Raw genomic sequence first — 26,179 nt, forward strand, 5'->3', positions numbered from 1 at the left:
CAAAACGATGCACGATTTTCAGCCGGCGTCGACGAAGCGTTTTCGGTAGGCGCCGGGCGTGGTCGCGGCCAGCCGGCGGAAATGATGCCGCAGGGATTCTTCGGAACCGAACCCGGCCCGCTCGGCGATCTGCGCCAGCGGCACGTCCGGCACTTCCAGCATCTCCTTGACGAGCGCCACCCGCTCGCGGATCAGCCACTCGAGCGCGCCCAACCCCGTTGCCTGTTGAAAATGCCGCTGCAAGGTGCGCGGACTCATCGCGGCGCGCTCGGCCATGCTGGCGACCGTGTGCGGCCGTTCCGGATGGCTGCGCAGCCAGTCCATCAGCTTGGACAGCCGGCCCTGCTCGCCCTGCGCCATCGGCCGTGGCAGGAACTGCGCCTGCCCGCCCTCCCGGTGCGGCGCCACCACCAGCCGCTGCGCCACCAGATTGCCGATGCGGGCGCCATGGTCGCGCCGCACCACGTGCAGCAGCATGTCCAGTCCGGCGGCCGAGCCGGCGGCGGTGATGACCTGGCCGGTGTCCACATACAGGTGGTCCGGCTGGACGTCGATGTTCGGATAGCGCTTGGCCAGCTTGTCGGCGTAGCGCCAGTGGGTGGTGGCGCGCTGGCCGTCCAGCACGCCGGCGGCGGCCAGCACGAAGACGCCGGAACAGATCGAGCACAGGCGCGCGCCGCGCCGGTGGGCGGCGCGGATCAGCTCCAGCAGCGCCGGCGGCGGCGCCTCGTCGGCGTCGCGCCAGCCGGGAATGACGATGGTGTCGGCCAGCGCCAGCAACCCGGGCGTGTACGGCGCCTGCACGGTGATGCCGCCGGCCGCGCGGATCGGCCCCGGCTCGATGGCGCAGACGGCGAAGTCGTACCAGTCGACATCCAGCTCGGGACGCGCCAAGGCGAACAGTTCGACCGTGCAGCCGAACTCGAAGGTGCACAGCCGGTCGTAGGCCAGCGCGACAACGAGATGTTTTTTCATGGCGTGATCTTAACGCAGAATGGCGGATGCGCCAGCGACGACGGTGGCGGGGCACGCGCACAATGGGACCATCGCCCTCAACCTCACCAAGGAGATCACCATGTCCGCGAAATCCCCCGTCAGCGCCATCCCGGCCGCACCCAGCGCCGCCGCCCTGGCCCACTTCGAAGCCGGCTTCAGCTACGAAACCGACTGCTGGGACGTGCACGATGCGCTCGCCGGCGGCAAGCCCGATTTCGTGTTGCTGGATGTGCGCGGCACGGAGAAGTACGCCGCCGGCCATGTGCCGGGCGCGCTGGATCTGGCGCAGCGCAAGATCATCGGCTCGAGGATCGCCGCATTCCCGGACGATACGCTGTTCGTCGTCTACTGCGCCGGCCCGCATTGCAATGGCGCGGCGCGCGCCGCCGTGCGGCTGGCGCAACTGGGACGGCCCGTCAAACTGATGGCGGGCGGCATCACCGGCTGGCTCGACGAAGGCTTCGCCCTCGCCCCCGCGCCCGCCGACGAGCCGCACCAGGATTGACTACATCGCCAGCGCTTTTTCGACCGCGCCGACGAGCTGCTTGTCGTCCGGTTTGACTTTGCTGCCGAAGTTATCCACAACCTTGCCGTTGCGGTCGATCAGGTATTTGTGGAAGTTCCAGGCCGGCGCCTTGCCGGTCGCCTTGATCAGGTTGGCGAACAGCGGATTCGGCTCCTTGCCCGACACCACCGACTTGGAGAACATCGGGAACTTCACGCCATAGGTGTTGTAGCAGAAATCGGCGATTTCCTTGCTGCTGCCCGGCTCCTGCTGGCCGAAGTCGTTGGACGGGAAGCCCAGCACCACCAGCCCCTTGCTGCCGTACTTGGCGTACATGGCCTCCAGCCCCTCGTACTGGTTGGTGAAGCCGCAGTACGACGCGGTGTTGACCACCAGGATCACCTTGCCGGAATATTGGCACAGGTCTTGCGGCGCCTCGTCCTGCAGGCGCTTGAACGTCTGCTTGAGGATGGCCGGACAATTGGCCGGCGCGGCCGTCGCCGCGGGCGCCGTCGCGGCCGCGACGGCGGGGGCTTGCGCGAACGCCGGGGCGCCCGCCAACAAGGTCAGCGAGGAAACTACGCACAACTGGGCAATTGTCTTGGACATGGTCGAGGTCGCTTAGAGTAAAAAAATCATTCTATGCCAATCCGCCGGACCTTGCCTGATGAGCATGCGAAATCGCAAACATCGGCGGCCATGACCGCGCCGCCGCCGCCGGTTAAATGCCGCCCAGGCAAATGTACTTAACCACCAGATACTCATCGATGCCGTGTTGCGAACCCTCGCGGCCCAGGCCCGACTGCTTGACGCCGCCGAACGGCGCCACTTCGGTCGAAATCAGGCCGGTATTGACGCCGACGATGCCGCATTCCAGTCCCTCGGCCACGCGCCAGATGCGGCCGATGTCGCGCGAGTAGAAATAGCTGGCCAGGCCGAACTCGGTGTCGTTGGCCAGCGCGACGACTTCCTCGTCGGTCTTGAAGCGGAACAGCGGTGCCAGCGGGCCGAAGGTCTCCTCTTTCGCCACCATCATGTCGTTGCCGATATCGGCGATGACGGTCGGCTGGAAGAAGTTGTGGCCCAGCGCATGGCGCTTGCCGCCGGTCAGCAGGCGGCCACCCTTGGACAGCGCGTCGGCCACATGCTGCTCGACCTTCTGCACCGCCTTCTCGTCGATCAGCGGGCCTTGTGTGACGCCCTCCTCGACGCCGTTGCCGACCTTGAGTTTTTCGACGGCGGCCACCAGTTTTTCGGCGAATTGTTCGTACACTCCGTCCTGCACGTACAGGCGGTTGGCGCACACGCAGGTCTGGCCGGCGTTGCGGTACTTGGAGGCGATCGCGCCTTCGACGGCGGCATCGAGGTCGGCGTCGTCGAACACGATGAACGGCGCGTTGCCGCCCAATTCCAGCGACAGTTTTTTGATCGTCTGCGCGCTTTGCTCCATCAGCAGGCGGCCGATCGCGGTCGAACCGGTAAAGGTCAGCTTGCGCACGATCGGGTTGGACGTCATTTCGCCGCCGATGTCCTTGGAGGCGCCGGTCAGCACACTGAACACGCCCGGCGGCACGCCCGCGCGCTCGGCCAGTTCGGCCAGCGCCAGCGCGCAAAACGGCGTGGCTTCGGCCGGCTTGAGCACCATCGGGCAACCCGCCGCCAGCGCGGGGCCGGCCTTGCGGGTGATCATCGCGATCGGGAAGTTCCAAGGGGTGATGGCCGCGCACACGCCGATCGGCTCCTTGGTCACCAGCAGGCGGCGGTCCGGCCACGGCGACGCCAAGGTCTCGCCGGCGACGCGCTTGGCTTCCTCGCCGAACCACTCGATGAACGAGGCGCCATAGGCCACCTCGCCGCGCGATTCGGTCAGCGGCTTGCCCTGCTCCGCCGTCATCAGCAGCGCCAGGTCGTCGGTGTTTTCCAGGATCAGGTCATTCCACTTGCGCAGAATGGCGGCGCGCTCCTTGGCGGTTTTTTTGCGCCAGGCCGGCCAGGCGGCGTTGGCGGCGTCGATCGCGCGCCCGGTTTCGGCCGCGCCCATGCGCGGCACGGTGCCGATTTGCTCGCCGGTGGCGGGATTGGTCACGGGATGGGTTTCGCCGTTGTCGGCGTCGGCCCAGGCGCCGTTGATATAGGCTTGCTGGCGCAGCAGTGTGGGGTCTTTCAGTTGCAGCATCGTTCGTCCTCCTCATGCAAAGAATGACTATGCCACAGAGCGCGCCGGCGTGATTTACACTACGGTGAACGAGGACAGGTCCGGGTGCGGCGGCGGAAAACTCAGATCCATGCCTTCCAGCGTCTCCAGCAGCAGGCTGGCGATCACCAGGTTGCGGTGCGTCTTGGAATTGGCCGGCACGATGTACCACGGCGCGTGCGGCTGGTCGGTCTCGCGGATGGCTTGCTCGTAGGCGCGCTGGTACTCGTTCCATTTCTTGCGCTGCTCGATGTCGGTGGGCGCGAACTTCCACTGCTTGTCCGGATCGTCCAGCCGCTCCTGCAGGCGCTCGCGCTGCTCTTCCTTGGAGATGTGCAGGAACACCTTGACGATGACAGTGCCGGTTTCGGCCAGCATGCGCTCGAAATCGCGGATCTGCGCGTAACGGCGCTTACATTCGCCGCCGTCGATCATGTCCTGCACCTTGGTGATGAGCACATCCTCGTAGTGGCTGCGGTTGAAGATGGCGATCTGTCCCTTGACCGGCACATGCTGGTGCACCCGCCACAGGTAGTCGTGGGCCAGTTCCTCGTCGGTCGGCGCCTTGAAGGCGACCGCGCTCACGCCCATCGGACTGACGCCGCTGAACATCGCGCGTATGGTGCCGTCCTTGCCGGAGGTGTCCATCCCCTGCAGCACCAGCAACACCTTCTGCTTGCGCTGCGCGTACAGCATGCTTTGCAAGGCCGCGATGCGCTTGATCAGCGCGTCGGTGCGCTTGATGTCGAGCGCCTTGCCTTTGGACTTGCTCAACCCGGGATTGGCGGCGCGGCTGGAGAAGGCGCTGTCGCCGGCGTCCTCGTCGCGCAGTTTCTGTTTGTCGGCGGCGCGGAAGTGCTGGCGGGCGTTATGGGTCATGGTGGTCGATTCGGTTTATATGATTTAGCTAGAATATCATTTCGCCGCCAGACCGGCTGCCCGGTAGCCCCACCACGCTGCCTCCTCGAACACCGAGAAGCCCGACAGGTCGGCGTGCGCGAATAAAATCGGGCCGTCCACCTCGCGCAGGGCCTTCATGCCGGCGTTGGCGCGGAAGTTGGGCCATGGCGCCGCCATCGCGTGGCCGCGCAAGGTGATGTCGACCCGCTCGACGCAGGCGGCGAACTGCGCGCCGTAGGCGGTCGCGAGGTCGGCGCCGGCCAGCGCCAGCAACTCCTCCGGCTTGGCGGCCGCCATCCAGTGCCGGGCGCTGCTCGGCTTGCGGTCGGACAGCGCGATGTAGGCGCTGAAGACGGTTTTTTCCGGCGGCCGCACGCGGATATCCTGGTGCGTGGAGACGACATAGCCCAATCCCGGCTCGCTGTAGACGACGTTGTCCCATGACAGCGGCGGCGAATGCGCCCCCTCCTGCAGCTCCTGCGGAAAACGCTTGAGCAGGAAGTTGGCGACCATCCACGGCGCGTATTCCGGGATATGCGTGGCCGGATCGAAACCGTAGGCGGCGATGTTGTCCACAACCCGCGCGGCGACATAGATCGGCATCGCGCAGATGGCTTTGCGCGCGCGCACCAGATAGGTCGTCGGTTTGCCGTTTTCCAGCTTGAAGCACAGCGCCTCGACGCCGTCCGCCGTTTTTTTCAGCGACACCACGGTGCCGGCCATCCGCTTGATGCCGGAGGCGCGCTCCATGCCGGTCGCCAGCGGTTGCAGGCCGCCCGGCCACGTCAGCCAGGTGCCGTTGCCGGCATTGGCGGCCTGTCCCCAGCGGCTGCAGTAGTAATGCAGGCCGGCCCAGGCCGAGACCTTGTCGTAGCGGGTGCCGTAATCGTCGCGGCAGCAGTAGTTCAGATACCAATGCAGTGTCGGCGAACGGTAGCCGCTTTGCTCCAGCCACTGCTTGAGGGTGATGCGGTCCAGCGCCTGCCAATGCGGGTCTTCCGACGACATCACCGTCGGGAACACGAACACGCGCCGGCCGTCGGCGCCGCGGGTTTGCCGCAGGCGCTCCACTTCGGCGAAAAAGCGTGTGTGCTCGTCGATCTCCCATTGCGGCACGCCCTCGGTCGGCATGAAGCCTTCCTGCCACTGGCCGTTGTACAGCAGCCGTTCCTCCGGCGCGTGCAGGATGAAGCGCTCGTCGTAATAGGGCTTCTCGCCCATCGGGTCCTTTTGGATGATGCCCAGGTCGGCCAGGATCTCGCGCACGTGCACCGACTCCGGCGACGGCAGCGGCAGATAGTGGGCGCCGGTCGGATATTCGTACTCGCCGAAGGCGCCGCCGGCGGCGTTGCCGTGCGGTTGCGGGCCGTCGACCATCAGCATGTCGGTCTTGCCGAGCTTGTTGAGCTTCCACGCGGCGGTCAGGCCGGCGATGCCGGAACCGAGGATGGCGATTTCGGTTTGCAGCACCCGCGATGGCGGCGGCAGCGGCTTGCCACGCAGGTCGCGCAGGAAGTGGCCCTCGTCGCGGCCCGGATAATGCAGCGTCGGCGTGATCTCCTGCCAGCGCTGGAAAGCGGCCACGGTACCCGCCGCCGCCAGGCCGGTGGCGCCGGCCCATACAAGGAACGATCGGCGCAGCATCAGCGTATCACCCGCCGCCAGTCCTGCTCGAACTCGTGCACCAGCGATTGCGTATTGAGCCGGTTGGGTTCCATCGGCAACCGCTTCATATCGGGCGGGAAGATGAACATTTCGCGCGTGGTGTCGGCGTTCAGGTAGCGCATCGGCAGACGATACTCGGCGGGCGGCGTGTACAGGGCCTGGGGCGAGGCGAGTATGAAGCCCCATTCGCCGAACGACGGTACATAGGCATGATACGGATAAGTCTTCATGCCGACTTCGCGCAGCGTGGCTTCGATGGTCCAGTAGGCGTGCGGGGCGAAGAACGGCGACGTCGATTGCACCGTCATCAAGCCGTTGGCGGCGAGGTGCTTGCGCACCATGCCGTAGAACGGCACCGAGTACAGCTTGCCGAGCGCGAAGCTGGACGGATCGGGGAAATCGACGATGATGGCGTCGAACATGTCATCGTTTTCGCGCAACCAGAGGGCGGCGTCGGCGTTGATCACGCGTACCCGCTTGTCGCCGAACGAGCCGCCATTGAGCTTGACCAGCTCCGGACGGTTGGCGAAGGCGCCGGTCATCGCCGGGTCCAGGTCGACCAGCGTCACGTGCTCGATATTCTTGTAGCGCAGGATCTCGCGCAGCGCCAGGCCGTCGCCGCCGCCCAGCACCAGCACCCGCCTGGCCCACGGCAAGGGCTGCAGCACCGGATGCACCAGCGCCTCGTGGTAGCGGTACTCGTCGCGCGACGAGAACTGCAGGTTGCCGTTGATGTACAGGCGCAGATCGTCCTTCCAGCGGGTGACCACCAGCCGCTGGTAGGGCGTGGTGGTGGCGAAGACGATTTCGTCGCCGAACAGGCCATGCTCGCCCCAGTAAGTAAGCTTGTCGGCCGACGCGAAGCCGGCCACCAGCACGAACATCACGGCCGAGGCGCGCAGCATGCGGCCGCCGACGTTTTTAAGCTCGGCGCGGAACACGCGAATCGTCCACAGGGCGACGCCGACGTTGAGCATGCCGAACAGGAAGCCGGTGCGCACCAAGCCCAGGGTCGGCGCCAGCACCAGCGGGAACAGCAGCGACACCGCCAGCGCGCCCAGATAATCGAAGGTCAGCACCTTGCTGACGATTTCGCTGAAGCCGGTCTGGCGGGCGTTGAGCGCGCGCATCACCAGCGGCACCTCCATGCCGACGAAGGCGCCGATCAGGAACACCATCACGTACAGCATCGTGCGGAACGGCGCCGCCATCCACGAAAACGTCAGGAACAGGATCGCCGCCGACAGCCCGCCGACCAGGCCGACCGCCAGTTCGATGTCGACAAAGCGCGCCAGCACATCCTCGTCGAGCACATACTTGGAAAAGTGGGCGCCGACGCCCATCGCGAACAGGTAGCAGCCGATCACGGTGGAGAACTGCAGGATGGAGTCGCCCAGCAGATAGCTGGACAGCGCGCCAGCGATCAATTCGTACGCCAGGCCACATGAAGCGACCACAAACACGGACAATATGAGAATCTTTTTGTTCATTTGGCTCTTTTGCACTAATATGCTTCAGCGTTAGTAACTTAACCACAAGGTTCAACACTTTACCCCACTGAGAGCGCGCCGTGCCCGCCATCCTAAACTATCTGATTCACCTTTTACTGGCCGCCGTGCTGCTGGCCGTCTTTTTCGTCGTCTACACGCGCACGACGCCGGCCAACGAAGTGCTGCTGATCCGCCAGGGCAACCAGGCGGCGGCGCTATCGCTGGGCGGCGCGCTGATCGGTTTTTCAATCACCGTCGGTTCGGCGCTGATGCATACTGCGAATTACCAGGAGTTTTTCGCCTGGGCCTTCGGCGCGATGCTGGTGCAGGTGCTGGCCTATGCCATCACCACGCGGGTGCTGAACATGTCGAAGGACCAGATCGAGGCGAACAACACCGCCTTCGGCGGCCTGCTGGGCGCGATCTCCATTTCCATCGGCGTCATCAACGGCGCCTGCATTTCCTAATTAGCCAAACCAAAGCGAGGACCATCATGGGCATCGGCAGCTTTATCAAGAAGCAGTTTATCGACGTACTGCAGTGGAACGAGGAAGTCGACGGCGTACTGGCCTGGCGCTATCCGATGCAGGATTTCGAGATCCAGAACGGCGGCGTGCTGGTGGTGCGCGAGTCGCAGATGGCGGTGTTCGTCAACGAGGGCCAGGTGGCCGACGTCTTCGGCCCCGGCACCCACAAGCTGACCACGCAAACCTTGCCGCTGCTGACCAATCTGAAAAACTGGGACAAGCTGTTCGACTCGCCGTTCAAGTCGGATGTCTATTTTTTCAGCACGCGCGTGCAGACCGGCCGCAAATGGGGCACGCCGCAGCCGATCACTATCCGCGACAAGGACTTCGACATGGTGCGCGTGCGCGCCTTCGGCATGTTCTCCTACCGCGTGGCCGATCCGCGCCTGTTCTTCAAGGAGATCAGCGGCACGCGCGAGGTCTACACCCGCGATGAGGTGGAGGAGCAGCTGCGCGGTATCCTGATGGCTACCATGGCCAGCTCGCTGGGCGGCGCGCAGGTGCCGTTCCTCGACATGGCGGCCAACCAGGCGCTGATGGCGCAGCAGGTCAAGGGCGACCTGTCCACCGCGTTCGGCCGCTACGGCATCGGCCTCGATGAATTCAACGTCGCCAGCGTCAGCCTGCCGGAGGAACTGCAGGCCGCGCTGGACGAGCGCATCTCCGCCGGCATGAAGGGCGGCATGGGCGCCGACAAAATGGCCGGCTTCACCCGCTACCAGGTGGCCAGCGCGATCCCGATGGCGGCGTCGAACGAAGGCGGCCTGGCGGGCATCGGCGCCGGCCTGGGCGCCGGCATGACGGTCGGCCAAATGGTGGGCCAGGCGATGGGCGCGGGCCTGGCGCCCGCCGCCGCGCCGCAAGCGGCACCGGCGGCACCAGCGGCTGCGGCCGGGGACTCGATCGAAAACCGCTTGGAAAAACTTAAGGGACTGCTCGACAAAGGCCTGATCTCGGCCGCCGACTACGACAGCACCAAGGCCGAACTGCTCAAAAAACTGATCGGCTGATAAGGACACATGCAAATCGTTTCCTGTCCCAGCTGCGGCGCGGAGGTCAAATTCCGCTCGCACGCCTCGGTCATGGCCGTCTGCGAATACTGCGGCACCAGCGTGCTCAAAGACGCCGACTCGGTCAAGGACCTGGGCAAGATGTCCTCCGTGCTGGAGGACTATTCGCCGATCCAGATCGGCGCCGCCGGCGTGCTCGACAAGCGGCAATTCACCGTCGTCGGCCGCATCCAGCTGCGCTATTCGGCCGGCATGTGGAACGAGTGGTATCTGCTGTTCGACGACGGCGCCACTTCGTGGCTGGGCGATTCGTCCGGCATCTACACCGTCACCGCCGAATACAAGGGCAACGGCATCACGCCGCACGAGATCAACGTGCCGGCGTTCGAACAGCTGCGCCCCGGCGCCAGCTACGGCATCAACGGCGCGCCGTACATCGCCGCCGAAGTCCGCGTGGCCGATTGCATCGGCGGCCAGGGCGAGCTGCCGTTCAAGGTCGGCGAGGGCTATCAAAGCAAGGTCGCCGACTTCCGCCGCGGCACGGAATTCATCACGCTCGATTACTCGGATTCGCCACGCCCGGTCATCTACACCGGTGCCGCCGTCACGCTCGACAGCCTGCGCATGCAGCTGCTGCGCGACGACGACACGATACAGCGCTCGGCGCGCCGTTACCGGGGCAAGCTTGATGCGCTCGACTGCCCGTCCTGCGGCAGCGCGATCAAATACCTGCCGGGCGTGACCACCACGCTGGTGTGCCCGGCGTGCCAGACGCAAATCGACGCGGCCAGCCCGGAAGCGACGGTGCTGGCGGCGGGTGAACGGGTGACGGCCGCGCGGCCGACCATCGATCTCGGGGCCACCGCCAAAATCAACAAGCAGGACTTCACCATCATCGGCATGATGCGGCGCATGGACGACGAGGGCACCGAGTGGACCGAGTACCTGATGTACGGCGCCCGCGCCGGCTTCTCGTGGCTGGTGGAGACCGACGAGGGCTGGTCCGGCGCGACGGTGATGTCGGAGTGGCCGGTCGTCTACACCCCGGGGCAGCAAAGCGTGACGGTGGAAAAAACGCAGTACGCGCTGCTGTATGCCTACGGCTCGGAGGTCACCTTCGCCGCCGGCGCCTTCAACTGGCGCGTGGCCGTGGGCGACCACACGCAGGTCGAGGAATTCCAGGCCGGCCAGATCCGGCTGGCGTGCGAGACGAGCGAACAGGAAATGACGTGGTCGCGCTCGGCGCCGGTGGCGGCGGACCAATTGAAAGCCTGGTTCGGCGCGCAATTCCACGGCAGCGCGGCGCCGGTGAAGAAGGCGGCCGGCGGCAAGCTGGCGGTCAAAAACCGCTACCGCAACGCCGCCAAATACATCATCGGGTTCATGCTGGTGATCAACGCGATACCGCTGCTGGTCAACTTTTCCAGCACCTGGTTTTTGAGCGCGATCGGCGCCCTGGCGATTTACCTGCCCGCGACATTCTTGGACAGCAACGATAAATCATGACGAAATTTTTCATCTACGCGGTCGTCGTTACCATTCTCACCTCGTGCAATAGCTGGGGGCGGCTTGGTGGCGGCAGCGGCGGCGCTTCCCGTGGCAGCACCTGGAGTTCGCACACGGGCGGCGGCGGCGGCAGTTTCGGCGGCGGTTCCGGCGGCGGAGGCCACAAGTGAAACGCGAAACGCTACCCGGCGCCGTGGCGTCCGCGCCGGCGGTGCACCAGCCGGCCGGCATCCATGTGCTGGCGGATCTGAGCGGAATCGATGCGGCAAAATTGTGCAGCTGCGAGGCGCTGGAACAGTTGCTGCGGACCGCCGCCGAAGCGGCGCACGCGCACGTGCTGCACAGCCATTTCCACGGATTCGGCGAAGGCCAGGGCGTGACCGGGGTGGTGCTGCTGGCCGAATCGCACATTTCGATCCACACATGGCCGGAATGCGGCTTCGCCGCGGCGGACATCTTCATGTGCGGCAATGCGCAGCCAGAGTTAGCGCTCACCATCATCGAACGGGCGTTGGCGCCCGCCTCAACTCACATCAATACGGTGCGGCGCGCGCCCCCGGGCTTTAACTGATCAATTCATCCTGGCCGCGCTTTGGCTGGCCGTCATCGGTTTCAGCGGAACGTCGCGGAAGATCGCGTTGGTCGGCGTGACGGTCGCGATCCTGTCAACCACCGCGCCGGCCGATTCCACCTTCAGCGCTGGATGCCCAACCGTCGACGCACAGCCGGCCAGCGCCAGCACGCCCACTAAAAAGAATGCCTGTTTCATATAGTGTCCCCGCTTTGCTATTTTACCCACTCGCATAACTGAAGTAACAATACCTCAAAGTGCGTCGGGAACCATCGGAAAAGGGGTCTAAATGAAAAATAAATTGGAAATTAGCAACGGTGTTGCAATCGAATCAACTTCCAGATGCGACGGTTGAGACACGCGGGAGCGGCGGGTTTGCATATTTTTTCAGCAGCGCCGGGATGAAGATCAACGGCAGATCCATCAGTGCATGGGCGATCATGCAGGCCACCAGATCGTGATGCCAGAGGTAGAGGCCGGTAAGCAGGCTACCGCCGACAAGAACGCCGACCAGGTGCCCGGCGGACCAGGCGCTCAAGTGGGCGAGGACGAACACGGCCAGGGGAATCGCCGCGGCCAGCCACGTACTGCCTGTCATTTCCTGCAAACGCTCGATCGGATAGCCGCGAAACACGATTTCTTCGGTGATACCCGCCGTCAAAACACCGGCCCAGCGAAACCACAACGGTGTCGACGTCAGCCGCGTTAAACCTGATTCGACGTCGCCGGCGACCACCGGCTTGCCCGCCTTGAGGCGCAGGAAAATCGAGGCGCCCGACATCGCCAGAACAGCGGCGCCCAGCGCGGCGCCGATCGCCCACGCCGTGTAGTTGCCCCACACGACGCCGATGCTGGCTAGCGGCCGGCGTTCCCACAGCAGCACCAAGGCCAGCAGCGCGATGCACGCGCCCCAGGTGATCAGCAAATGTCGCGACTGGTTGATGGGCGCGTCCTTGTTCCCATGCTTGTAGAAGGCCAGAGCCGGGGTCAGGCCGAGCGCCAGCAGCAAGCCGGCGATGGAAGCGAGTTGGACGCCGTTCATGCGCACGCTTTCGAAATCGAATGAACCACGATCTTGGCACGCGACAGTTAATAAATCAACAGCATCAGCCCGCTTGCGCGGCGGCCATCTCGTCATCCCGGCGCCGCACCTCGACGGCGGCCGGCCGGCCCTGCACGCGGGCGACGTAGTCGGTGATTTCCTGGCGCTTGGGCAGCAGGTCGAAAGCGGTCATCCATCCGAGCGCCCCGCCCCACAGCACATCGAGCGCGGTGAACCGCCCGCCCAGCATATACGGTCCGTTGGACAACTGGCCGACCAGGGTGGTGAAAACGTCGTCGAAATTGCCGTAGCCGGTGGTCTTCTTGTCCTCGACTTCGCGCTTTAGCCAGCGGTCGACCAGCGCCGGCTCGAAGCAGCTGCCGTAGAACGCCATCCAGCGCAGATACGGGCCGCGCTGTGGATCGCCGATCGGCGGCGCCAGCTTGGCGTCGGGGAACAAGTCCGCCAGATAGGGGTAGATCGCCGCCTGTTCGGTGACGATGGCGTCGTCGTGGCGAATGGCCGGCACCTTGCCCATCGGGTTGACGGACAGATAGGCGGCCTCGCGGTTTTCGCCCTTCTTCATGTTCATCACGTGCAACTGATAAGGCGCCTTGAGTTCCTCCAACAAAGTGATGACCCCGGTGGAGCGGGAATGCGGGCAGTGATACAAGGTGATGTGCGATGTCATGATGGTCTCCTGTCGATGGTGAGGAAAATGCCACGATAGCCGCTGCTATCATTGCAGTCTTGGAAAAACGCGAACACGATGATGATGAACAAGCGAATGGCCGATGAGCGGTACAAGGGCGTGGTGCATCCGGCGGCGGTGGGCAAGGTTTTCCGCCTTGAACGCTATCTGCCCGAGCCGGACCTGGCGCCGTTTGTCGAGTACTTCTGGCTGGTCGCCTGGCAACTGCCGCCAGGCGCGGTCCATGTGCAGCGCACGCTGCCTTCGCCGTGCATCCACGTGGTGTTTGACAGCGGCCGAAGCGGCGTGTTCGGCGTAATGACGGGCGCCTTCGAATACACGTTGCGCGACAGCGGACGCGTGCTGGGCACACGGTTCCGGCCGGGCGCTTTTCGCGGTTTTCTGGGACGGCCGGTGCAATCCATCACCGACCAGGTATTGCCGCTGTCGTCGGTGTTCCCATGTGACGACGCCGAGGCCGAACGCGATGTACTCGGCGCGCCCGACGACGCGGGCATGGTGGCCGCCGCCAGCGCCATCCTCCGCGGCGCCCTGCCGCTGCATGATCCGCAGGTCGACCGCATCGGCGCGATACTACAGACGATCAAAGACCATCCGGACCTCACCCAGGTGCAGCAACTCGCCGATCAACTGCGGATCGGCGTGCGCCGTCTGCAGCTGCTATTCAAGGAATATGTCGGCGCCAGCCCGAAGTGGGTCATCCGCCGCAACCGCCTGCTCGACGCCGCCGACCAACTGGCCAACGGTGGGGACGTCGACCTCGCCACGCTGGCGCAGGCGCTGGGCTACTACGACCAGGCCCACTTCACGACGGACTTTGAAAAGCTGGTCGGCAAACCGCCGGCCGACTACCGCCGCAGCTGCAAGACCCCGACTGCCTGAGACCTGAAAATTACTCTAAACCACGTGGGGCGGCTTAGCGAAGCGTAATCCGGCAAGCGCGCGGAAGACGCCGGAGCTCGTGTCGCAATGGTGGACCTGACCCCGGAGTAATGCGCGCGGGTCGTCGACACGTGGCGATAACGCGACAGGCGACGCGGCGCGGAATACGTTACACTGCGGCGTATCCCACCACTGAACGCGCCTTTCCCTGTCCGGTACGCCGCCTTCCAGGCGCCGGTCCCATCCCCCTATAAAAAAGTCGCCGCATGAGCATTTCAACCTTTATCCGCGACAACATGACGGACATCCTCGCCGAGTGGACGACGTTCGCCGAAAAAGCCGCGCCGCCGGAAGGTGAAATGACCAAGCTGGCGCTGACCGACCACGCCCGAGAGATTCTTCACGCGATCGCGCTCGATATCGAAACGCACCAGAGCCAGCAACAGCAGTTCGACAAATCGCAGGGCGAGGATATCGATCTGGGTCCGGAAGAAAGCGCGGCGGCCATTCATGGGCGGCTGCGGCATGCCAGCAACTTCTCGCTGCTGCAACTGAGCTCGGAGTTCCGTGCGCTGCGGGCGACCGTGCTGCGTCTGTGGCTGCCGCGCGTGCCGCACATGTCGGCCGATACGATCAATGAAATGGTCCGCTTCAACGAGGCGATCGACCAGGCGCTGGCCGAATCCATCATTACCTATTCGGAACGGGACGACCGGACGCGCGATCTGTTCCTGGCGGTGCTGGGGCACGACTTGCGGGCGCCGCTGGCGACCATCGCGCTGGTGGGCGATCTGCTGGCGCGCGCGCAGAGCGCGCCGGAGCAACTACCCGCGCTGGCCGAGCGCACCAAACGCAGCGCCAAGCTGATGGGTTCGATGGTCACCGACCTGTTGGGATTCGCCCGCCTGCAAATGGGCGCCGGCATGCCGACCGAGCGCACGCTGCTCGAGGCGGCAGAGGTGTGCAAAACGGCCATGGCCGACGCCCAGGCGATGTATCCCGGCGCGCGCATCGCGTTCCACGCCGAGGGCGATCTGCGCGGCAAGTTCGACAACATTCGCCTGCAGCAGCTGGTGACCAATCTGCTGATCAACGCGGCGCAGCACGCCGACCAGGGCACGCCGGTGACATTGGCCGCCAAAGGGGATGACGACGCCATCACCTTGACGGTGACCAACATCGGGCCGGTGATTCCGGCCGAGTCGCTGCGCACCATCTTCCAGCCACTGGTGCAGCTGGAGCCGGAGCCGGGCCACGATGCCCGTCCCCGCACCAGCCTGGGGCTGGGGTTGTTCATCGCGCAGGAAATCACCGCCGCGCACGACGGCTCGATCGGCGTGGCGTCGAACGCGGCCGACGGGACGGTGTTTACCGTGCGTTTTCCACGCGAACGCTGATATGGCCGGCTACGGCGGCGGTCTGAATTCTCAAACGCCCGGCAAGTCGTCGCCGGACAACTTCGCGGCGTGATCCAGCCAGCGCGCAACGATGGCAAGTTCCTCCTGCGAAAAGCCGGCCGTCAATTGACCGTTCAAGCTTTGCAACACCACGCTCGACTGCATGCTGGCGGCCTTGCCGGCAGACGTCAAACGTAGACGCGTCAGACGGCCGTCGGCGGCATCGGCGACGCGCTCGATCAGGCCGGCGCCCTGCATGCGCTTCGACAGGTTCGTGACCGCCGCCGGCGCTACCCGTAGCGCTTCGGCGATTTCGCCGACCGAGGCCTCGTCCTTCGACGTCAGCAGGAACAACAACCCCACCTGGGCCGACGAAATCCCCTCCCAGGAATCGGGGCTGCCTTCGATCCATTTCTGGATCGCACGCTGGGCCCGGTTGAGCAGGAAGACCAGACGCGGCGGCTTGGACCGCGCGCTCATTCCGGCACCGCCGCCAGCAGCCAGTTCGCCACCCTGCCCCATAGCTGTTGCTCAGAACGTTTTTTGAAGAAACCCATGTGGCCGACCGACGTCAGGCCCACGTCGCGCGGATTAAGGTGCCAGTGCTCCAATTGTGCGTTTTTCAGCGGGGATATCAGCATTTGCACCGCGCTGGCATTGGCCCAGGGGTCGTCGTCGAAACTGACCACCAGCAGCGGAATACGCAGCTGCGCCATGCGCGCGTCGGCCGCCATCGCCGGATCGTCGAAGAAGTAGCGCGGCAAGGTGGTCCACCGGCGCCATTGGGTCATCGCCGCTCCCGGCAGGTCTTCGCCGAAGCCCAGGCGCTTGTTGGGCATATAGCCTTTCAGCGCGACCAGGACCGGCGCCAGCACGCGCATGATGAAGCGCACCCGCAGACGCTCGGCCCAACCCTTGATCGTGTGCGAGGCGCCGGCATGCGAGGCGACCATCACCGCCGCGCGCAACCCACCGCTCGATGGCGACAATGCGATCGCGTGGCCACCAACGCTGTGGCCGATGGCCAACAACGGCAACTGCGGAAAGCGCTCCCTCGCCCACGCGGTGACGGCCGGGACGTCGTGATCGATCCAGTCGGACATGCGGACGTCGTAGTCGCGCAGCGAGAATGGACGCGAGCGGCCGATACCGCGATAGTCATAGGTCAGCACGCTCAATCCGGCGTCGGTCAGATAGCGGGCGAAACTCTGGTAATAACCCTGCGGCACGCCGGTGGCGGGATGCAGCAGCACCAGCGCGCGCGGCTCGCGCGCCGGCCAGTAGGTTGCCGAGATCGTGCCGGCGGCCGGCACGGTGATGCTGATGTCTTCGCTGTCCACGGCGATCCCATATAGTTAACGTGTTAACGAATATAGCATCCGGGAGAAGGTATCACAAGGGAAGTGTTTGGTTGGCGTGGGCGGCGGGCAGCAGCAAAAGAAATCGCGCGCGCTGTACCACCGTGCGCGCATAGCGTATAGTGAATTTTCGGGCCAAAGAGGAGGCATGATGGACACGCCAGTAATTCCGCAAATAGCCATGCGCATGTTGCTGGATGAATCCGTGCCGCGCCTTCATGAGCCGCCGACGGAGCATGGCGGATTACGCTTCGCTAATCCGCCCTACGTGTTTTAGATGAATGCTTGAGCTGTCGCCCTAGCTTTATGCCATAAAAAAAGGCAGCCGAGGCTGCCTTTTTGCTGTGCTGCTGTGCAGCCGATGCTTGCGTTGCTTAGTGCTTGGCGCGCAGTTTGGCGATCGCGGCCAGCTGGCCGATCGCGGCCGCCAGTTCGGCTTGCGCTTTCGCGTAGTCGATACCGGAGGTATTGTTCGCCAGCGCTTCCTCGGCGCGTTTCTTGGCCGCGACCGCTTTGGCCTCGTCCAGATCCTTGCCGCGAATCGCGGTGTCGGCCAGCACCGTCACGGCGCCCGGCTGCACTTCCAGCAGGCCGCCGGCGACGAAGACAAATTCTTCCTCAGCTTGACCTGGTACCTGGATGCGGACCGCGCCCGGACGGATGCGGGTGATCAGCGGCGTGTGCTTGGGATAGATCCCCAGCTCGCCCTGTTCGCCCGGCAACGCGACGAATTCGGCTTCGCCGGAGTAGATCAACTCCTCGGCGGAAACCACGTCAACGTGAATAGTATTTGCCATGTGTGTCCTGTCGGGTTAGCTGCGGCCCCGCCTGGGCGGGACCGCGCTCAACGATTAGTTGAGTTTCTTGGCTTTTTCGATTGCTTCTTCGATCGTGCCGACCATGTAGAACGCTTGTTCCGGCAGGTGATCGAGCTCGCCCGAAGCGATCATTTTGAAGCCCTTGATCGTGTCCTTCAGCGAGACGTACTTACCAGGCGCGCCGGTAAACACTTCAGCAACGTGGAACGGCTGCGACAGGAAACGCTGCATCTTACGTGCACGGGCGACCAGCAGTTTGTCTTCCGGCGCCAGTTCGTCCATACCCAGAATCGCGATAATGTCACGCAGTTCCTTGTAGCGCTGCAGGGTGCCCTGCACGGCGCGCGCGGTGTCGTAGTGCTCTTGACCGACGACCAGCGGGTCCAGCTGGCGCGAGGTCGAGTCCAGTGGATCGACCGCAGGGTAGATACCCAGCGAGGCGATGTCACGCGACAGAACGACGGTCGAATCGAGGTGACCGAAGGTGGTCGCTGGCGACGGGTCGGTCAAGTCATCCGCTGGAACGTACACGGCCTGGATCGAGGTGATCGAACCGGTCTTGGTCGACGTGATGCGCTCTTGCAGACGGCCCATCTCTTCGGCCAAGGTCGGCTGGTAACCCACCGCCGATGGCATACGGCCCAGCAGTGCGGACACTTCGGTACCGGCCAGGGTGAAGCGGTAGATGTTGTCGACGAAGAACAGAACGTCCTTGCCTTCGTCACGGAACGCTTCAGCCATGGTCAGGCCGGTCAGCGCGACGCGCAGACGGTTGCCTGGTGGTTCGTTCATCTGACCGTAAACCATCGCCACTTTGGAGTTCTCTGGGTTTTCCAGATCGACCACTTTGGCATCGGCCATCTCGTGGTAGAAGTCGTTACCTTCGCGGGTACGCTCGCCCACGCCGGCGAACACGGACAGACCCGAGTGCGCTTTGGCGATGTTGTTGATCAGTTCCATCATGTTCACGGTCTTGCCGACGCCGGCGCCACCGAACAGACCGACCTTACCGCCTTTGGCGAACGGGCAGACCAGGTCGATAACTTTAATACCGGTTTCCAGCAGGTCCTGCGATGGCGACAGTTCGTCGTACGCAGGCGGGGTGCGGTGGATCGAGGCGATCTGGTCGTGCGCGACCGGGCCGCATTCGTCGATCGGGTTGCCCAGCACGTCCATGATGCGACCCAAGGTCGCTTTGCCCACTGGCACCATGATCGGCTTGCCGGTGTTCTGGATCATCATGCCGCGGCGCAGGCCGTCGGACGAACCCAGAGCAATGGTACGGACCACGCCGTCGCCCAGCTGTTGTTGTACTTCCAGGGTCAGCTCGGAGCCTTCCATTTTCAAGGCATCGAATACCTTAGGCATCGCGTTGCGGGGAAACTCAACGTCCACCACAGCGCCGATACACTGAACGATTTTGCCATCAGCCATGTTCGTTCCTTCTATATAGTTTAATTCGTTTAAACCGCAGCCGCACCGGCGACGATTTCGGAGAGTTCTTTGGTAATCGCGGCTTGGCGGGTCTTGTTGTAGATCAGCTTCAATTCGCCGATCACACTGCCGGCGTTGTCGCTTGCCGACTTCATCGCCACCATACGCGCCGATTGCTCGGACGCCAGGTTTTCCGCCACCGACTGGTACACCAGCGCTTCAATATAGCGCTCCAGAAGTTCATCGATCACGCTTGCTGCGTCCGGCTCGTAGATGTAATCCCAGTTGTGATTACCCGCGTCGGCTTGCATCTTAGCGGCTGGCAATGGCAGCAACTGCTCCACCACCGGCTCTTGCTTCATCGTGTTGATAAACTTGGTGTAGCACAGGTAGACTGCGTCGACCTCGCCGTTCTGGAATTTCTCGAGCATGACCTTGACCGGTCCGATCAATTTTTCCAGGTGCGGCGTGTCGCCGATCTGCGTTACTTGCGCAACGACAGGAACGCCCACGCGATTCAAAAACCCCAACCCCTTGTTACCGATGGCCACCGCGGCAATTTTGTTGCCGGCTGTTTCCAGCTCACGGGTTTTCGACGTCACCATGCGCAAGATGTTGGTGTTCATACCGCCGCACAGACCTTTGTCCGTGGTGACGATGATGAAACCAACCTTCTTGGCCGTGTCCTTTTGCTCTGTTGCCAGGAACGGGTGCGTGTATTCCGGATTCGCGGTGGCCAGATTAGCGGCGATATTGCGAATCTTCTCACTGTAGGGACGGGCGGCGCGCATACGGTCCTGCGCTTTGCGCATTTTCGATGCGGCAACCATTTCCATCGCCTTGGTGATCTTCTTCGTATTCTCTACGCTCTTGATCTTGCCTCGTATCTCTTTGCCTGCTGCCATGAGTCCTTACTCCTTCTGCGCTGAGGGCGGCATCGGGTTGTCCCCGTGCCGCCCGTGCCGCTTAAAATGCGCCGGATTTCTTGAAGTCGGCAACCGCGGCCGACAGCGTTGCTTCGCCGTCTTTGTCCAGTTGCTTCGACGATTCAATCTTCGACAGCAGATCAGCTTGCTTAGTCTTCAGGTAGGCGTGCAGACCGGCTTCGAACGACAGTACCTTCTTGACTGGCACATCATCCAGGTAGCCCTTGTTCACTGCGAACAGCGAAGCGGCCATCAGCGAGATCGACAGCGGCGAGTATTGCGCCTGCTTCAGCAGTTCGGTGACGCGCGCGCCACGGTCCAGCTGTTTGCGGGTCGATTCGTCCAGGTCCGAGGCGAACTGCGCGAACGCGGCCAGCTCACGGTACTGCGCCAAGTCGGTACGGATACCACCGGACAGGTTTTTGATGACCTTGGTCTGGGCGGCGCCACCGACGCGCGACACCGAAATACCGGCGTTGATCGCAGGACGGATACCCGAGTTGAACAGCGAAGTTTCCAGGAAGATTTGACCGTCGGTGATCGAAATCACGTTGGTTGGAACGAACGCCGAAACGTCGCCCGCCTGGGTTTCGATGATCGGCAACGCGGTCAGCGAACCGGTCTTGCCGGTGACGGCGCCGTTGGTGAAGGCGGACACGTAGTCGGCGTTCACGCGGGCTGCGCGTTCCAGCAGACGCGAGTGCAGGTAGAACACGTCGCCTGGATATGCTTCGCGGCCTGGTGGGCGGCGCAGCAGCAGGGAAATTTGACGGTATGCAACGGCTTGCTTCGACAAGTCATCGTAGACGATCAGCGCGTCTTCGCCGCGGTCGCGGAAGTATTCGCCCATCGTGCAGCCCGAGTAGGCCGAGATGTATTGCATCGCTGCCGATTCCGACGCGGTCGCCGCGACCACGATGGTGTACTCCAGCGCGCCGTGCGTTTCCAGCGAGCGGACGATGTTTTTGATGGTCGAGGCTTTTTGACCGATGGCGACGTAGATACACGTCACGCCCTGGCCTTTTTGGTTGATGATCGCATCAACGGCCACGGCCGACTTACCGGTTTGACGGTCGCCAATGATCAGCTCGCGCTGGCCACGGCCAATTGGAACCATCGCGTCGATCGATTTCAGACCGGTCTGCATAGGCTGCGAGACGGACTCACGGGCGATAACGCCCGGTGCGATCTTTTCAATCGGCGAGGTCAGCTTGGCGTCGATGGCGCCCTTGCCGTCGATCGGCTGGCCCAGCGCGTTGACCACACGGCCGCGCAGTTCAGGACCGACCGGCACTTCCAGAATGCGGCCGGTGCACTTGACCGTGTCGCCTTCGGAGATGTGCTCGTAAGCACCCAGAATCACGGCGCCAACGGAGTCGCGCTCCAGGTTCATCGCCAGACCGAAGGTGTTACCTGGGAATTCCAGCATTTCGCCCTGCATCACTTCCGACAGGCCGTGGATGCGGACGATACCGTCGGCGACGGAAATAACCGTGCCTTGGTTGCGTACTTCAGCGCCGCCATCAAGGCCTTGGATACGGCTCTTGATCAGCTCGCTGATTTCAGATGGGTTGAGTTGCATACTAACTCCTAAAAGTGTTTCTCTCAGCTTGCGCGAGGGGAAGAATCTGTTCTAAGCGGGTCCGCCGGCTTGCGCCTCAGGCGGCCAGTGCCATACGCATCTGCGACAGCTTGGCGCGGACCGAAGTGTCCAGCACTTCATCGCCGACGACCACGCGCACGCCACCGATCAACGCCGGATCCACGGTCACGACCGGGTTCAGCTTACGGCTGAATTTCTTTTCCAGTGTCGCGATCAGTTCGGCGACTTGAGCGGCGTTCAGCTCGAAGGCGCTGGTGATCTCGGCGTCCGCGGCGCCTTCCGTGGCGTTTTTCAACGCCTGGAATTGCGCGCCGATTTCCGGCAGCAGACTGATACGGCCGTTGGCGACCAGCATCGCCAGGAAGTTTGTCGCTTCCGGGGTCAGCGGCGATTTCACCAGGGCCGTAATGGCGGCGCTCACGTCGCTTGCCGAGGTCTTCGGGTTGCGGGCGAATGCTTGCACCTCGGGGTGGGCGCCGATCTGGGCCAGTTCGGCCACCAGTTCGGACCACGCCGCGAGGTTGAACGATTCCTTACCTGCTTGGGCTACGCGGAACAAAGCTTCCGCGTAGGGACGGGCGACGGTTGCGTTTTCTGCCATGATTACAGCTCGACAGACAGGCGCGACAACAGATCGGCGTGGGCCGAGGCGTTGACTTCGCGCTTCAAGATTTGCTCGGCGCCCTTCACAGCCAGGTCAGCCACCTGAGCGCGCAGCGTGTCGCGCGCCTTGGCCAGTTGCTGATCGGCATCTGCCTTGGCTTGCGCAATGATGCGGTCCGCTTCGGCTTGTGCATTCGCTTTGATTTCTTCAGCGACCAGTTGCGCGCGCTTTTCGGCGTCGGCAACACGTTGCGAAGCTTCTTCGCGTGCACTGGTCAGCGCTTCGGCGGCGCGCTTTTCAGCGACAACCATCGCAGCCTGGCCCTGGTCGGCCGCAGCCAGACCATCAGCGATACGCTTGGCACGCTCATCCAACGCTGCGTTCAGCGATGGAAATACGAACTTCATCGAGACCCAGACCAACACCGCGAAGGTGATCATCTGGCCGATGAGAGACATATTGATGTCCATACCTTTGCTCCTAACTAAAAGTTTCTCCTAGAAGGGAGCGAATTACTGACCAGCAGCGGCAATAACGGCATTCAGGAACGGGTTGTTGAAGGTGTACAGCAGGGCAACGCCGACGCCGATCATCGAGATCGCATCCAGCAGACCAGCGATAACGAACAGCTTGGTTTGCAGTTGTGGCATCAGTTCTGGCTGACGGGCCGACGCTTCCAGGAATTTGCCGCCCAGAATTGCGAAACCGAGTGCGGTGCCGATTGCGCCGAGGCCGATGATGATAGCGGCTGCCAGAACGGTCATGCTTTGTACTTGTGCGATCAGAGCTTGCATTGAAATTTCTCCTAAGATTTTAAAAAAGACTACAGATACTAAAAAGTGAAAAACTATTTGTTGATTAGTGCTTCTCGACCGCAAGGCTGAGGTAGACAACAGTCAACGCCATAAACACAAACGCTTGCAGGGTCACCACCAGGATGTGGAAGATAACCCAAGGACCACCCAGCAGCCACTGCGCCCACCATGGCAGCAGAGCGATCAAAATGAAGATCAGTTCGCCGGCATACATGTTGCCGAACAAACGCAGAGACAGCGACAGTGGCTTGGCCAGCAACTCGATCATCTGGAAGATGAAGTTGACCGGCGCCAGCACGATGGCCATGAAGCCATGGGCGTGGAACGGGGCGGTCAGCAACTCTTTACCCCAGCCGCCGATACCTTTGGCTTTGATCGAGAAACCAATAATGCACAGCATGACGCCGAACGCCATGCCGAAAGTGTGGTTGACGTCGGCCGTTGGAACGACGCGCAGGTAGTCCACGCCGGCGTAGCTGAGCAGCTTAGGCAGCAGGTCGACCGGCAGGAAGTCCATGGCGTTCAGCAGCCAAACCCAGCAGAAAATGGTGATCGCCAGCGGCGCGATGACCTTGCTCTTGGCGTGGAATGCCGAATTGACGACTTCGTTGACCAGCTCCATGACGGCTTCGACGAAGTTCTGCAACTTGCCCGGAACGCCCGACGTGGCGCGGCGCGAGGCCATGTAGAACACACCCAGGAACACCAGGCCGAGGATGGCCGAAATCCAGAACGTGTCCAGATTGATCGTACCGTCAGCGGTTTTCAGGTGGGTAAGGTGGTGCTGAATATATTCGGTGGCATTTGCCGGCGCCCCGTGGTGCGCCCCTGCAGCGTTTTCTGTGGTCATAAAAGTTTAGATTTTGGTGATTAAATTGCTAGCAGTGAGAACCAGTATGCCAAGGTTGCCACCGCGAAACCCAAGATCAGCCATAACCAAGAGGCCGACTGAAACAGCGCCAGTGCCAAAGCGAACAGCACTACCGTGATAAATATTTTCACTACTTCGGCCCGCACATGCGACCGGAAAGCTTTTTTGGGGTCATTTGTTCCGCCCGCAACAATCATCGCGTACATCAGACTCCCGATGACTGCGATTGCTCCGCCATAGGCGGCCGACCAAGCTTTGAGTACTCCGCCCAAGTTCCAGGCGAGCAAGGCGAATCCAGTGACGATGGCCAACTGGAGGGCGACGACTTTAAACATCGGCTTGGAATTACTCGTTGATTTACTCACTGCCGAGCTCCAAAAAAAGCCGATAAAACCCAAAGACGCGTGATTATATGTGTCTTTACTGTATCACGTCAAACATTGCTGCACCGCAGCAGAGCATTTTGTGCGCGAAAGAGACGCTTTTATAAACATTTCCAAACCCTTTGCACCACTTTGGAGCCAGTTCGGCGTTTGACGTTTTTCTTGATCTTGGGTCAACAAAACGGGGACGTCCGCGACCGATCGCCCCCCGACTCCAGCCATTTTGCAAGTTATGCACGCAACCTTGCCAAAACACCATCGAGGATATCGAGGTCGGCGAAATCGATGATCATCTGGCCGCGCCCCTTGGTGCCCATCTTGAACACCACCGGCGTGGCCAGCTTGTCGGACAGCTCTTCCTCCAGGCGGACGATGTCGCCGGACTTTTCCTTCTGCCGCGCCTCGGTTGGCGACGCCTTTTGTTCTTCCAGGGTCTTGGTCACCAATTTTTCGGTTTCGCGCACCGACAACCGTTTGGCGATGACCATGTTGGCGAGGTTGATCTGCGTGGCCGCGTCGACCGCCAGCAGCGCGCGCGCGTGGCCCATGTCGATATCGCCGGCCATCAGCATGGTTTGCACCGCCGACGCCAGGTTCATCAGACGCAGCAGGTTCGACACTGCGCTGCGCGAACGGCCGACGGCGCCGGCCGCCTGCTCGTGCGTGAAACTGAAATCGGTGATCAGGCGGTGGATGCCTTGCGCCTCTTCCAGCGGGTTCAAATCCTCGCGCTGCATGTTCTCGATCAGCGCCATCGCGGCGGCGGCCTGGTCGTCCACATCGCGCACCAAAACGGGGAGCACTTCCAGGCCGGCGATTTGCGCGGCGCGGAAGCGGCGTTCGCCGGCGATGATCTCGTAGGTGATCTCGCCGGTCAGTTTGTTGGTGCCGACCGGGCGCACCAGGATCGGCTGCATGATGCCCTGGCTCTTGATCGACGCGGCCAGCTCCTGCAGGCCGCCCTCGTCCATGCGGGTACGGGGTTGATATTTACCCGCCTGCATTTGGGTGACGTTCAGCTGGGACGGTGTGTTGGCGTCCGCCGTGGTCAGATCGCCGTCGCCGCCGAGCAGCGCTTCGAGGCCGCGACCGAGGCCCTTGAGTTTTTTGGTTGCCATGATATGGGAATCTTTACGTTACATTTTTTTAATGCGCGCGACCATCTCGGCTCCGAAGGCGATATACGCCTGCGCGCCCTTGGAAGATGGATCGAACGTGACGCCAGGCAGGCCATACGACGGCGCTTCGGCCAGACGCACGTTGCGCGGGATGATGGTCTTGAAGACCTTGTCGCCGAAGTGCTGCTCGAGCTGGGCCGACACCTGCTGCGACAGCGTCATGCGCGGATCGAACATCACGCGCAGCAAGCCGATGATCTTCAGGTCGGGGTTCAGGTTGGCATGCACCTTCTTGATCGTGTTGACCAGGTCGGACAAACCTTCCAGCGCGTAGTACTCGCACTGCATCGGGATGATGACTCCGTGCGCGGCGCACAGGCCGTTCAGGGTCAGCATCGACAACGCCGGCGGGCAGTCGATCAGGATGAAGTCGTACTCCTTGTCGACGGCGGCCAGCGCGTCCTTCAGGCGGCGCTCGCGGTTGTCCAGCGAGACCATCTCCACTTCCGCGCCGGCCAGCTCGCGGTTGGACGGCAGCACGTCGAACTTGCCCGGCTCCGAACGCTGGCGCGCGGTGGCGACGTCGGACTCGCCCAGCATGACCTCGTAGGTCGACGCGGGCAGGCCCGCCTTGTTGATGCCCGCGCCCATCGTGGCGTTGCCTTGCGGGTCCAGGTCCACCAGCAGCACGCGCTGGTTCAGCTTTGCCAGGCCGGCCGCCAGGTTGACCGTGGTTGTTGTTTTGCCAACTCCGCCTTTTTGATTCGCTACGCAGAAAATTTTTGCCATGTAGTTCTTGTCGATCTCTTTTTGGTTTTGGACGCCGAGGTCTCGTTGGTTAAATTTTTTGGT

The 26,179-nt window shown here is 62.8% G+C and carries 30 protein-coding genes; 8 read left to right on the top strand and 22 right to left on the bottom strand.

Annotated features, from left to right (window positions below; genetic code table 11):
- Positions 1-18: 18 nt before the first annotated feature.
- A complete protein-coding gene (gene ftrA / locus BMX85_RS22585; protein ID WP_090324097.1) occupies positions 19-975 on the bottom strand; it encodes a transcriptional regulator FtrA in 957 nt (318 codons plus the stop codon).
- A gap of 100 nt (positions 976-1,075) precedes the next feature.
- Here ftrA and BMX85_RS22590 point away from each other — a divergent pair, with 100 nt between their 5' ends.
- Positions 1,076-1,501 (top strand): rhodanese-like domain-containing protein, encoded by a 426-nt coding sequence (locus BMX85_RS22590; RefSeq protein ID WP_090324723.1) that lies wholly within the window; start codon positions 1,076-1,078, stop codon positions 1,499-1,501.
- On the opposite strand, the gene BMX85_RS22595 is transcribed toward BMX85_RS22590, so the two are convergent.
- The 5 genes from BMX85_RS22595 to BMX85_RS22615 form a co-directional block, all read right to left on the bottom strand.
- Positions 1,502-2,110, bottom strand: a complete 609-nt coding sequence (locus tag BMX85_RS22595; RefSeq protein ID WP_090324099.1) for a glutathione peroxidase — start codon at positions 2,108-2,110, stop codon at positions 1,502-1,504.
- Between the two features lie 112 nt (positions 2,111-2,222).
- Positions 2,223-3,677 (bottom strand): NADP-dependent succinate-semialdehyde dehydrogenase, encoded by a 1,455-nt coding sequence (gabD, locus tag BMX85_RS22600; RefSeq protein ID WP_090324102.1) that lies wholly within the window; start codon positions 3,675-3,677, stop codon positions 2,223-2,225.
- 54 nt (positions 3,678-3,731) lie between these two features.
- Positions 3,732-4,574 (bottom strand): PPK2 family polyphosphate kinase, encoded by an 843-nt coding sequence (locus tag BMX85_RS22605; protein ID WP_090324104.1) that lies wholly within the window; start codon positions 4,572-4,574, stop codon positions 3,732-3,734.
- Between the two features lie 36 nt (positions 4,575-4,610).
- Positions 4,611-6,239: an NAD(P)-binding protein gene (locus BMX85_RS22610; protein ID WP_090324106.1), complete on the bottom strand. Its 1,629-nt coding sequence runs from the start codon at positions 6,237-6,239 to the stop codon at positions 4,611-4,613.
- Complete coding sequence (locus BMX85_RS22615; protein WP_090324108.1) at positions 6,239-7,750, bottom strand: polyamine aminopropyltransferase; 1,512 nt, start codon at positions 7,748-7,750, stop codon at positions 6,239-6,241. The genes BMX85_RS22610 and BMX85_RS22615 overlap by 1 nt, the downstream gene beginning before the upstream one ends.
- An 80-nt stretch (positions 7,751-7,830) precedes the next feature.
- Here BMX85_RS22615 and BMX85_RS22620 point away from each other — a divergent pair, with 80 nt between their 5' ends.
- From BMX85_RS22620 to speD, 5 genes are read left to right on the top strand one after another with little or no spacing between them, the layout of a single operon-like run.
- Positions 7,831-8,217 (top strand): DUF350 domain-containing protein, encoded by a 387-nt coding sequence (locus BMX85_RS22620; protein WP_090324111.1) that lies wholly within the window; start codon positions 7,831-7,833, stop codon positions 8,215-8,217.
- 26 nt (positions 8,218-8,243) lie between these two features.
- Positions 8,244-9,287, top strand: coding sequence for an SPFH domain-containing protein (locus BMX85_RS22625; RefSeq protein ID WP_090324114.1), 1,044 nt, complete (start codon positions 8,244-8,246; stop codon positions 9,285-9,287).
- Between the two features lie 9 nt (positions 9,288-9,296).
- Entirely contained in the window at positions 9,297-10,793 is a 1,497-nt protein-coding gene (locus tag BMX85_RS22630; protein WP_090324117.1) for a DUF4178 domain-containing protein, read from the top strand.
- Positions 10,790-10,963, top strand: a complete 174-nt coding sequence (locus tag BMX85_RS31450; RefSeq protein WP_177196860.1) for a hypothetical protein — start codon at positions 10,790-10,792, stop codon at positions 10,961-10,963. Before BMX85_RS22630 ends, BMX85_RS31450 begins: the two co-directional genes overlap by 4 nt.
- Complete coding sequence (speD, locus tag BMX85_RS22635) at positions 10,960-11,364, top strand: adenosylmethionine decarboxylase (RefSeq protein WP_090324120.1); 405 nt, start codon at positions 10,960-10,962, stop codon at positions 11,362-11,364. The genes BMX85_RS31450 and speD overlap by 4 nt, the downstream gene beginning before the upstream one ends.
- Here speD and BMX85_RS30225 read toward each other — a convergent pair whose 3' ends face one another.
- From BMX85_RS30225 to BMX85_RS22645, 3 genes are all read right to left on the bottom strand, one after another.
- Positions 11,365-11,562, bottom strand: coding sequence for a hypothetical protein (locus tag BMX85_RS30225; protein WP_143068047.1), 198 nt, complete (start codon positions 11,560-11,562; stop codon positions 11,365-11,367).
- Between the two features lie 133 nt (positions 11,563-11,695).
- A complete protein-coding gene (locus BMX85_RS22640; protein WP_177196861.1) occupies positions 11,696-12,406 on the bottom strand; it encodes a CPBP family intramembrane glutamic endopeptidase in 711 nt (236 codons plus the stop codon).
- Between the two features lie 64 nt (positions 12,407-12,470).
- Entirely contained in the window at positions 12,471-13,097 is a 627-nt protein-coding gene (locus BMX85_RS22645) for a glutathione S-transferase family protein (RefSeq protein WP_090324125.1), read from the bottom strand.
- Between the two features lie 96 nt (positions 13,098-13,193).
- Between BMX85_RS22645 and BMX85_RS22650 the strand changes: the two genes are divergently transcribed.
- Together BMX85_RS22650 and BMX85_RS22655 are read left to right on the top strand one after the other, a co-directional pair.
- Positions 13,194-14,000 carry an AraC family transcriptional regulator gene (locus tag BMX85_RS22650; RefSeq protein WP_090324726.1) on the top strand — a complete coding sequence of 269 codons (807 nt, stop codon included), beginning with the start codon at positions 13,194-13,196 and terminating at the stop codon, positions 13,998-14,000.
- Positions 14,001-14,266: 266 nt separating this feature from the next.
- Positions 14,267-15,397, top strand: a complete 1,131-nt coding sequence (locus tag BMX85_RS22655) for a sensor histidine kinase (protein ID WP_143068048.1) — start codon at positions 14,267-14,269, stop codon at positions 15,395-15,397.
- Positions 15,398-15,427: 30 nt separating this feature from the next.
- Here BMX85_RS22655 and BMX85_RS22660 read toward each other — a convergent pair whose 3' ends face one another.
- From BMX85_RS22660 to BMX85_RS22720, 13 genes are all read right to left on the bottom strand, one after another.
- Positions 15,428-15,877, bottom strand: a complete 450-nt coding sequence (locus tag BMX85_RS22660) for a MarR family winged helix-turn-helix transcriptional regulator (RefSeq protein ID WP_090324132.1) — start codon at positions 15,875-15,877, stop codon at positions 15,428-15,430.
- Positions 15,874-16,737, bottom strand: a complete 864-nt coding sequence (locus BMX85_RS22665; RefSeq protein WP_229210632.1) for an alpha/beta hydrolase family protein — start codon at positions 16,735-16,737, stop codon at positions 15,874-15,876. Before BMX85_RS22665 ends, BMX85_RS22660 begins: the two co-directional genes overlap by 4 nt.
- Positions 16,738-17,129: 392 nt before the next feature.
- Positions 17,130-17,552, bottom strand: coding sequence for a F0F1 ATP synthase subunit epsilon (locus BMX85_RS22670; RefSeq protein WP_090324134.1), 423 nt, complete (start codon positions 17,550-17,552; stop codon positions 17,130-17,132).
- Positions 17,553-17,606: 54 nt separating this feature from the next.
- Positions 17,607-19,007, bottom strand: coding sequence for a F0F1 ATP synthase subunit beta (gene atpD, locus BMX85_RS22675; protein ID WP_090324137.1), 1,401 nt, complete (start codon positions 19,005-19,007; stop codon positions 17,607-17,609).
- Positions 19,008-19,036: 29 nt separating this feature from the next.
- Positions 19,037-19,912, bottom strand: coding sequence for a F0F1 ATP synthase subunit gamma (atpG, locus tag BMX85_RS22680; protein WP_090324140.1), 876 nt, complete (start codon positions 19,910-19,912; stop codon positions 19,037-19,039).
- A gap of 61 nt (positions 19,913-19,973) precedes the next feature.
- Complete coding sequence (gene atpA, locus BMX85_RS22685; RefSeq protein WP_090324142.1) at positions 19,974-21,515, bottom strand: F0F1 ATP synthase subunit alpha; 1,542 nt, start codon at positions 21,513-21,515, stop codon at positions 19,974-19,976.
- 76 nt (positions 21,516-21,591) lie between these two features.
- Positions 21,592-22,137: a F0F1 ATP synthase subunit delta gene (locus BMX85_RS22690; protein WP_090324144.1), complete on the bottom strand. Its 546-nt coding sequence runs from the start codon at positions 22,135-22,137 to the stop codon at positions 21,592-21,594.
- Between the two features lie 2 nt (positions 22,138-22,139).
- Positions 22,140-22,610, bottom strand: a complete 471-nt coding sequence (locus tag BMX85_RS22695) for a F0F1 ATP synthase subunit B (protein WP_090324147.1) — start codon at positions 22,608-22,610, stop codon at positions 22,140-22,142.
- A 42-nt stretch (positions 22,611-22,652) separates the two neighbouring features.
- The gene (gene atpE, locus BMX85_RS22700) at positions 22,653-22,922 is read right to left on the bottom strand and encodes a F0F1 ATP synthase subunit C (protein ID WP_373924077.1); all 270 of its coding nucleotides are present in this window, start codon (positions 22,920-22,922) and stop codon (positions 22,653-22,655) included.
- A gap of 76 nt (positions 22,923-22,998) precedes the next feature.
- Positions 22,999-23,805: a F0F1 ATP synthase subunit A gene (atpB, locus tag BMX85_RS22705; RefSeq protein WP_090324151.1), complete on the bottom strand. Its 807-nt coding sequence runs from the start codon at positions 23,803-23,805 to the stop codon at positions 22,999-23,001.
- Positions 23,806-23,825: 20 nt separating this feature from the next.
- Positions 23,826-24,191 (bottom strand): ATP synthase subunit I, encoded by a 366-nt coding sequence (locus tag BMX85_RS22710; RefSeq protein ID WP_229210633.1) that lies wholly within the window; start codon positions 24,189-24,191, stop codon positions 23,826-23,828.
- Positions 24,192-24,439: 248 nt separating this feature from the next.
- A complete protein-coding gene (locus tag BMX85_RS22715; protein ID WP_090324155.1) occupies positions 24,440-25,327 on the bottom strand; it encodes a ParB/RepB/Spo0J family partition protein in 888 nt (295 codons plus the stop codon).
- 18 nt (positions 25,328-25,345) lie between these two features.
- Positions 25,346-26,116 carry a ParA family protein gene (locus BMX85_RS22720; protein ID WP_090324157.1) on the bottom strand — a complete coding sequence of 257 codons (771 nt, stop codon included), beginning with the start codon at positions 26,114-26,116 and terminating at the stop codon, positions 25,346-25,348.
- Between the last annotated feature and the right edge of the window lie 63 nt (positions 26,117-26,179).

Origin of the sequence: Duganella sp. CF517 (assembly GCF_900110275.1) — a bacterium.
Taxonomy (GTDB): domain Bacteria; phylum Pseudomonadota; class Gammaproteobacteria; order Burkholderiales; family Burkholderiaceae_D; genus Rugamonas.

Bases quoted from the DNA above. Each gene is read 5' to 3' on its own strand.
- gabD (WP_090324102.1), bottom strand. From the start codon at position 3,677: ATGCTGCAACTGAAAGACCCCACACTGCTGCGCCAGCAAGCCTATATC.
- atpG (WP_090324140.1), bottom strand. From the start codon at position 19,912: ATGGCAGCAGGCAAAGAGATACGAGGCAAGATCAAGAGCGTAGAGAAT.
- BMX85_RS22615 (WP_090324108.1), bottom strand. From the start codon at position 7,750: ATGAACAAAAAGATTCTCATATTGTCCGTGTTTGTGGTCGCTTCATGT.
- BMX85_RS22595 (WP_090324099.1), bottom strand. From the start codon at position 2,110: ATGTCCAAGACAATTGCCCAGTTGTGCGTAGTTTCCTCGCTGACCTTG.
- BMX85_RS22610 (WP_090324106.1), bottom strand. From the start codon at position 6,239: ATGCTGCGCCGATCGTTCCTTGTATGGGCCGGCGCCACCGGCCTGGCG.
- BMX85_RS22650 (WP_090324726.1), top strand. From the start codon at position 13,194: ATGGCCGATGAGCGGTACAAGGGCGTGGTGCATCCGGCGGCGGTGGGC.
- BMX85_RS22670 (WP_090324134.1), bottom strand. From the start codon at position 17,552: ATGGCAAATACTATTCACGTTGACGTGGTTTCCGCCGAGGAGTTGATC.
- BMX85_RS22695 (WP_090324147.1), bottom strand. From the start codon at position 22,610: ATGGACATCAATATGTCTCTCATCGGCCAGATGATCACCTTCGCGGTG.
- BMX85_RS22625 (WP_090324114.1), top strand. From the start codon at position 8,244: ATGGGCATCGGCAGCTTTATCAAGAAGCAGTTTATCGACGTACTGCAG.
- BMX85_RS22640 (WP_177196861.1), bottom strand. From the start codon at position 12,406: ATGAACGGCGTCCAACTCGCTTCCATCGCCGGCTTGCTGCTGGCGCTC.
- BMX85_RS22690 (WP_090324144.1), bottom strand. From the start codon at position 22,137: ATGGCAGAAAACGCAACCGTCGCCCGTCCCTACGCGGAAGCTTTGTTC.
- BMX85_RS22590 (WP_090324723.1), top strand. From the start codon at position 1,076: ATGTCCGCGAAATCCCCCGTCAGCGCCATCCCGGCCGCACCCAGCGCC.
- BMX85_RS31450 (WP_177196860.1), top strand. From the start codon at position 10,790: ATGACGAAATTTTTCATCTACGCGGTCGTCGTTACCATTCTCACCTCG.
- BMX85_RS22720 (WP_090324157.1), bottom strand. From the start codon at position 26,116: ATGGCAAAAATTTTCTGCGTAGCGAATCAAAAAGGCGGAGTTGGCAAA.
- BMX85_RS22715 (WP_090324155.1), bottom strand. From the start codon at position 25,327: ATGGCAACCAAAAAACTCAAGGGCCTCGGTCGCGGCCTCGAAGCGCTG.
- BMX85_RS22630 (WP_090324117.1), top strand. From the start codon at position 9,297: ATGCAAATCGTTTCCTGTCCCAGCTGCGGCGCGGAGGTCAAATTCCGC.
- atpA (WP_090324142.1), bottom strand. From the start codon at position 21,515: ATGCAACTCAACCCATCTGAAATCAGCGAGCTGATCAAGAGCCGTATC.
- atpD (WP_090324137.1), bottom strand. From the start codon at position 19,007: ATGGCTGATGGCAAAATCGTTCAGTGTATCGGCGCTGTGGTGGACGTT.
- BMX85_RS22645 (WP_090324125.1), bottom strand. From the start codon at position 13,097: ATGACATCGCACATCACCTTGTATCACTGCCCGCATTCCCGCTCCACC.
- BMX85_RS22660 (WP_090324132.1), bottom strand. From the start codon at position 15,877: ATGAGCGCGCGGTCCAAGCCGCCGCGTCTGGTCTTCCTGCTCAACCGG.
- ftrA (WP_090324097.1), bottom strand. From the start codon at position 975: ATGAAAAAACATCTCGTTGTCGCGCTGGCCTACGACCGGCTGTGCACC.
- BMX85_RS30225 (WP_143068047.1), bottom strand. From the start codon at position 11,562: ATGAAACAGGCATTCTTTTTAGTGGGCGTGCTGGCGCTGGCCGGCTGT.
- BMX85_RS22605 (WP_090324104.1), bottom strand. From the start codon at position 4,574: ATGACCCATAACGCCCGCCAGCACTTCCGCGCCGCCGACAAACAGAAA.
- BMX85_RS22655 (WP_143068048.1), top strand. From the start codon at position 14,267: ATGAGCATTTCAACCTTTATCCGCGACAACATGACGGACATCCTCGCC.
- atpB (WP_090324151.1), bottom strand. From the start codon at position 23,805: ATGACCACAGAAAACGCTGCAGGGGCGCACCACGGGGCGCCGGCAAAT.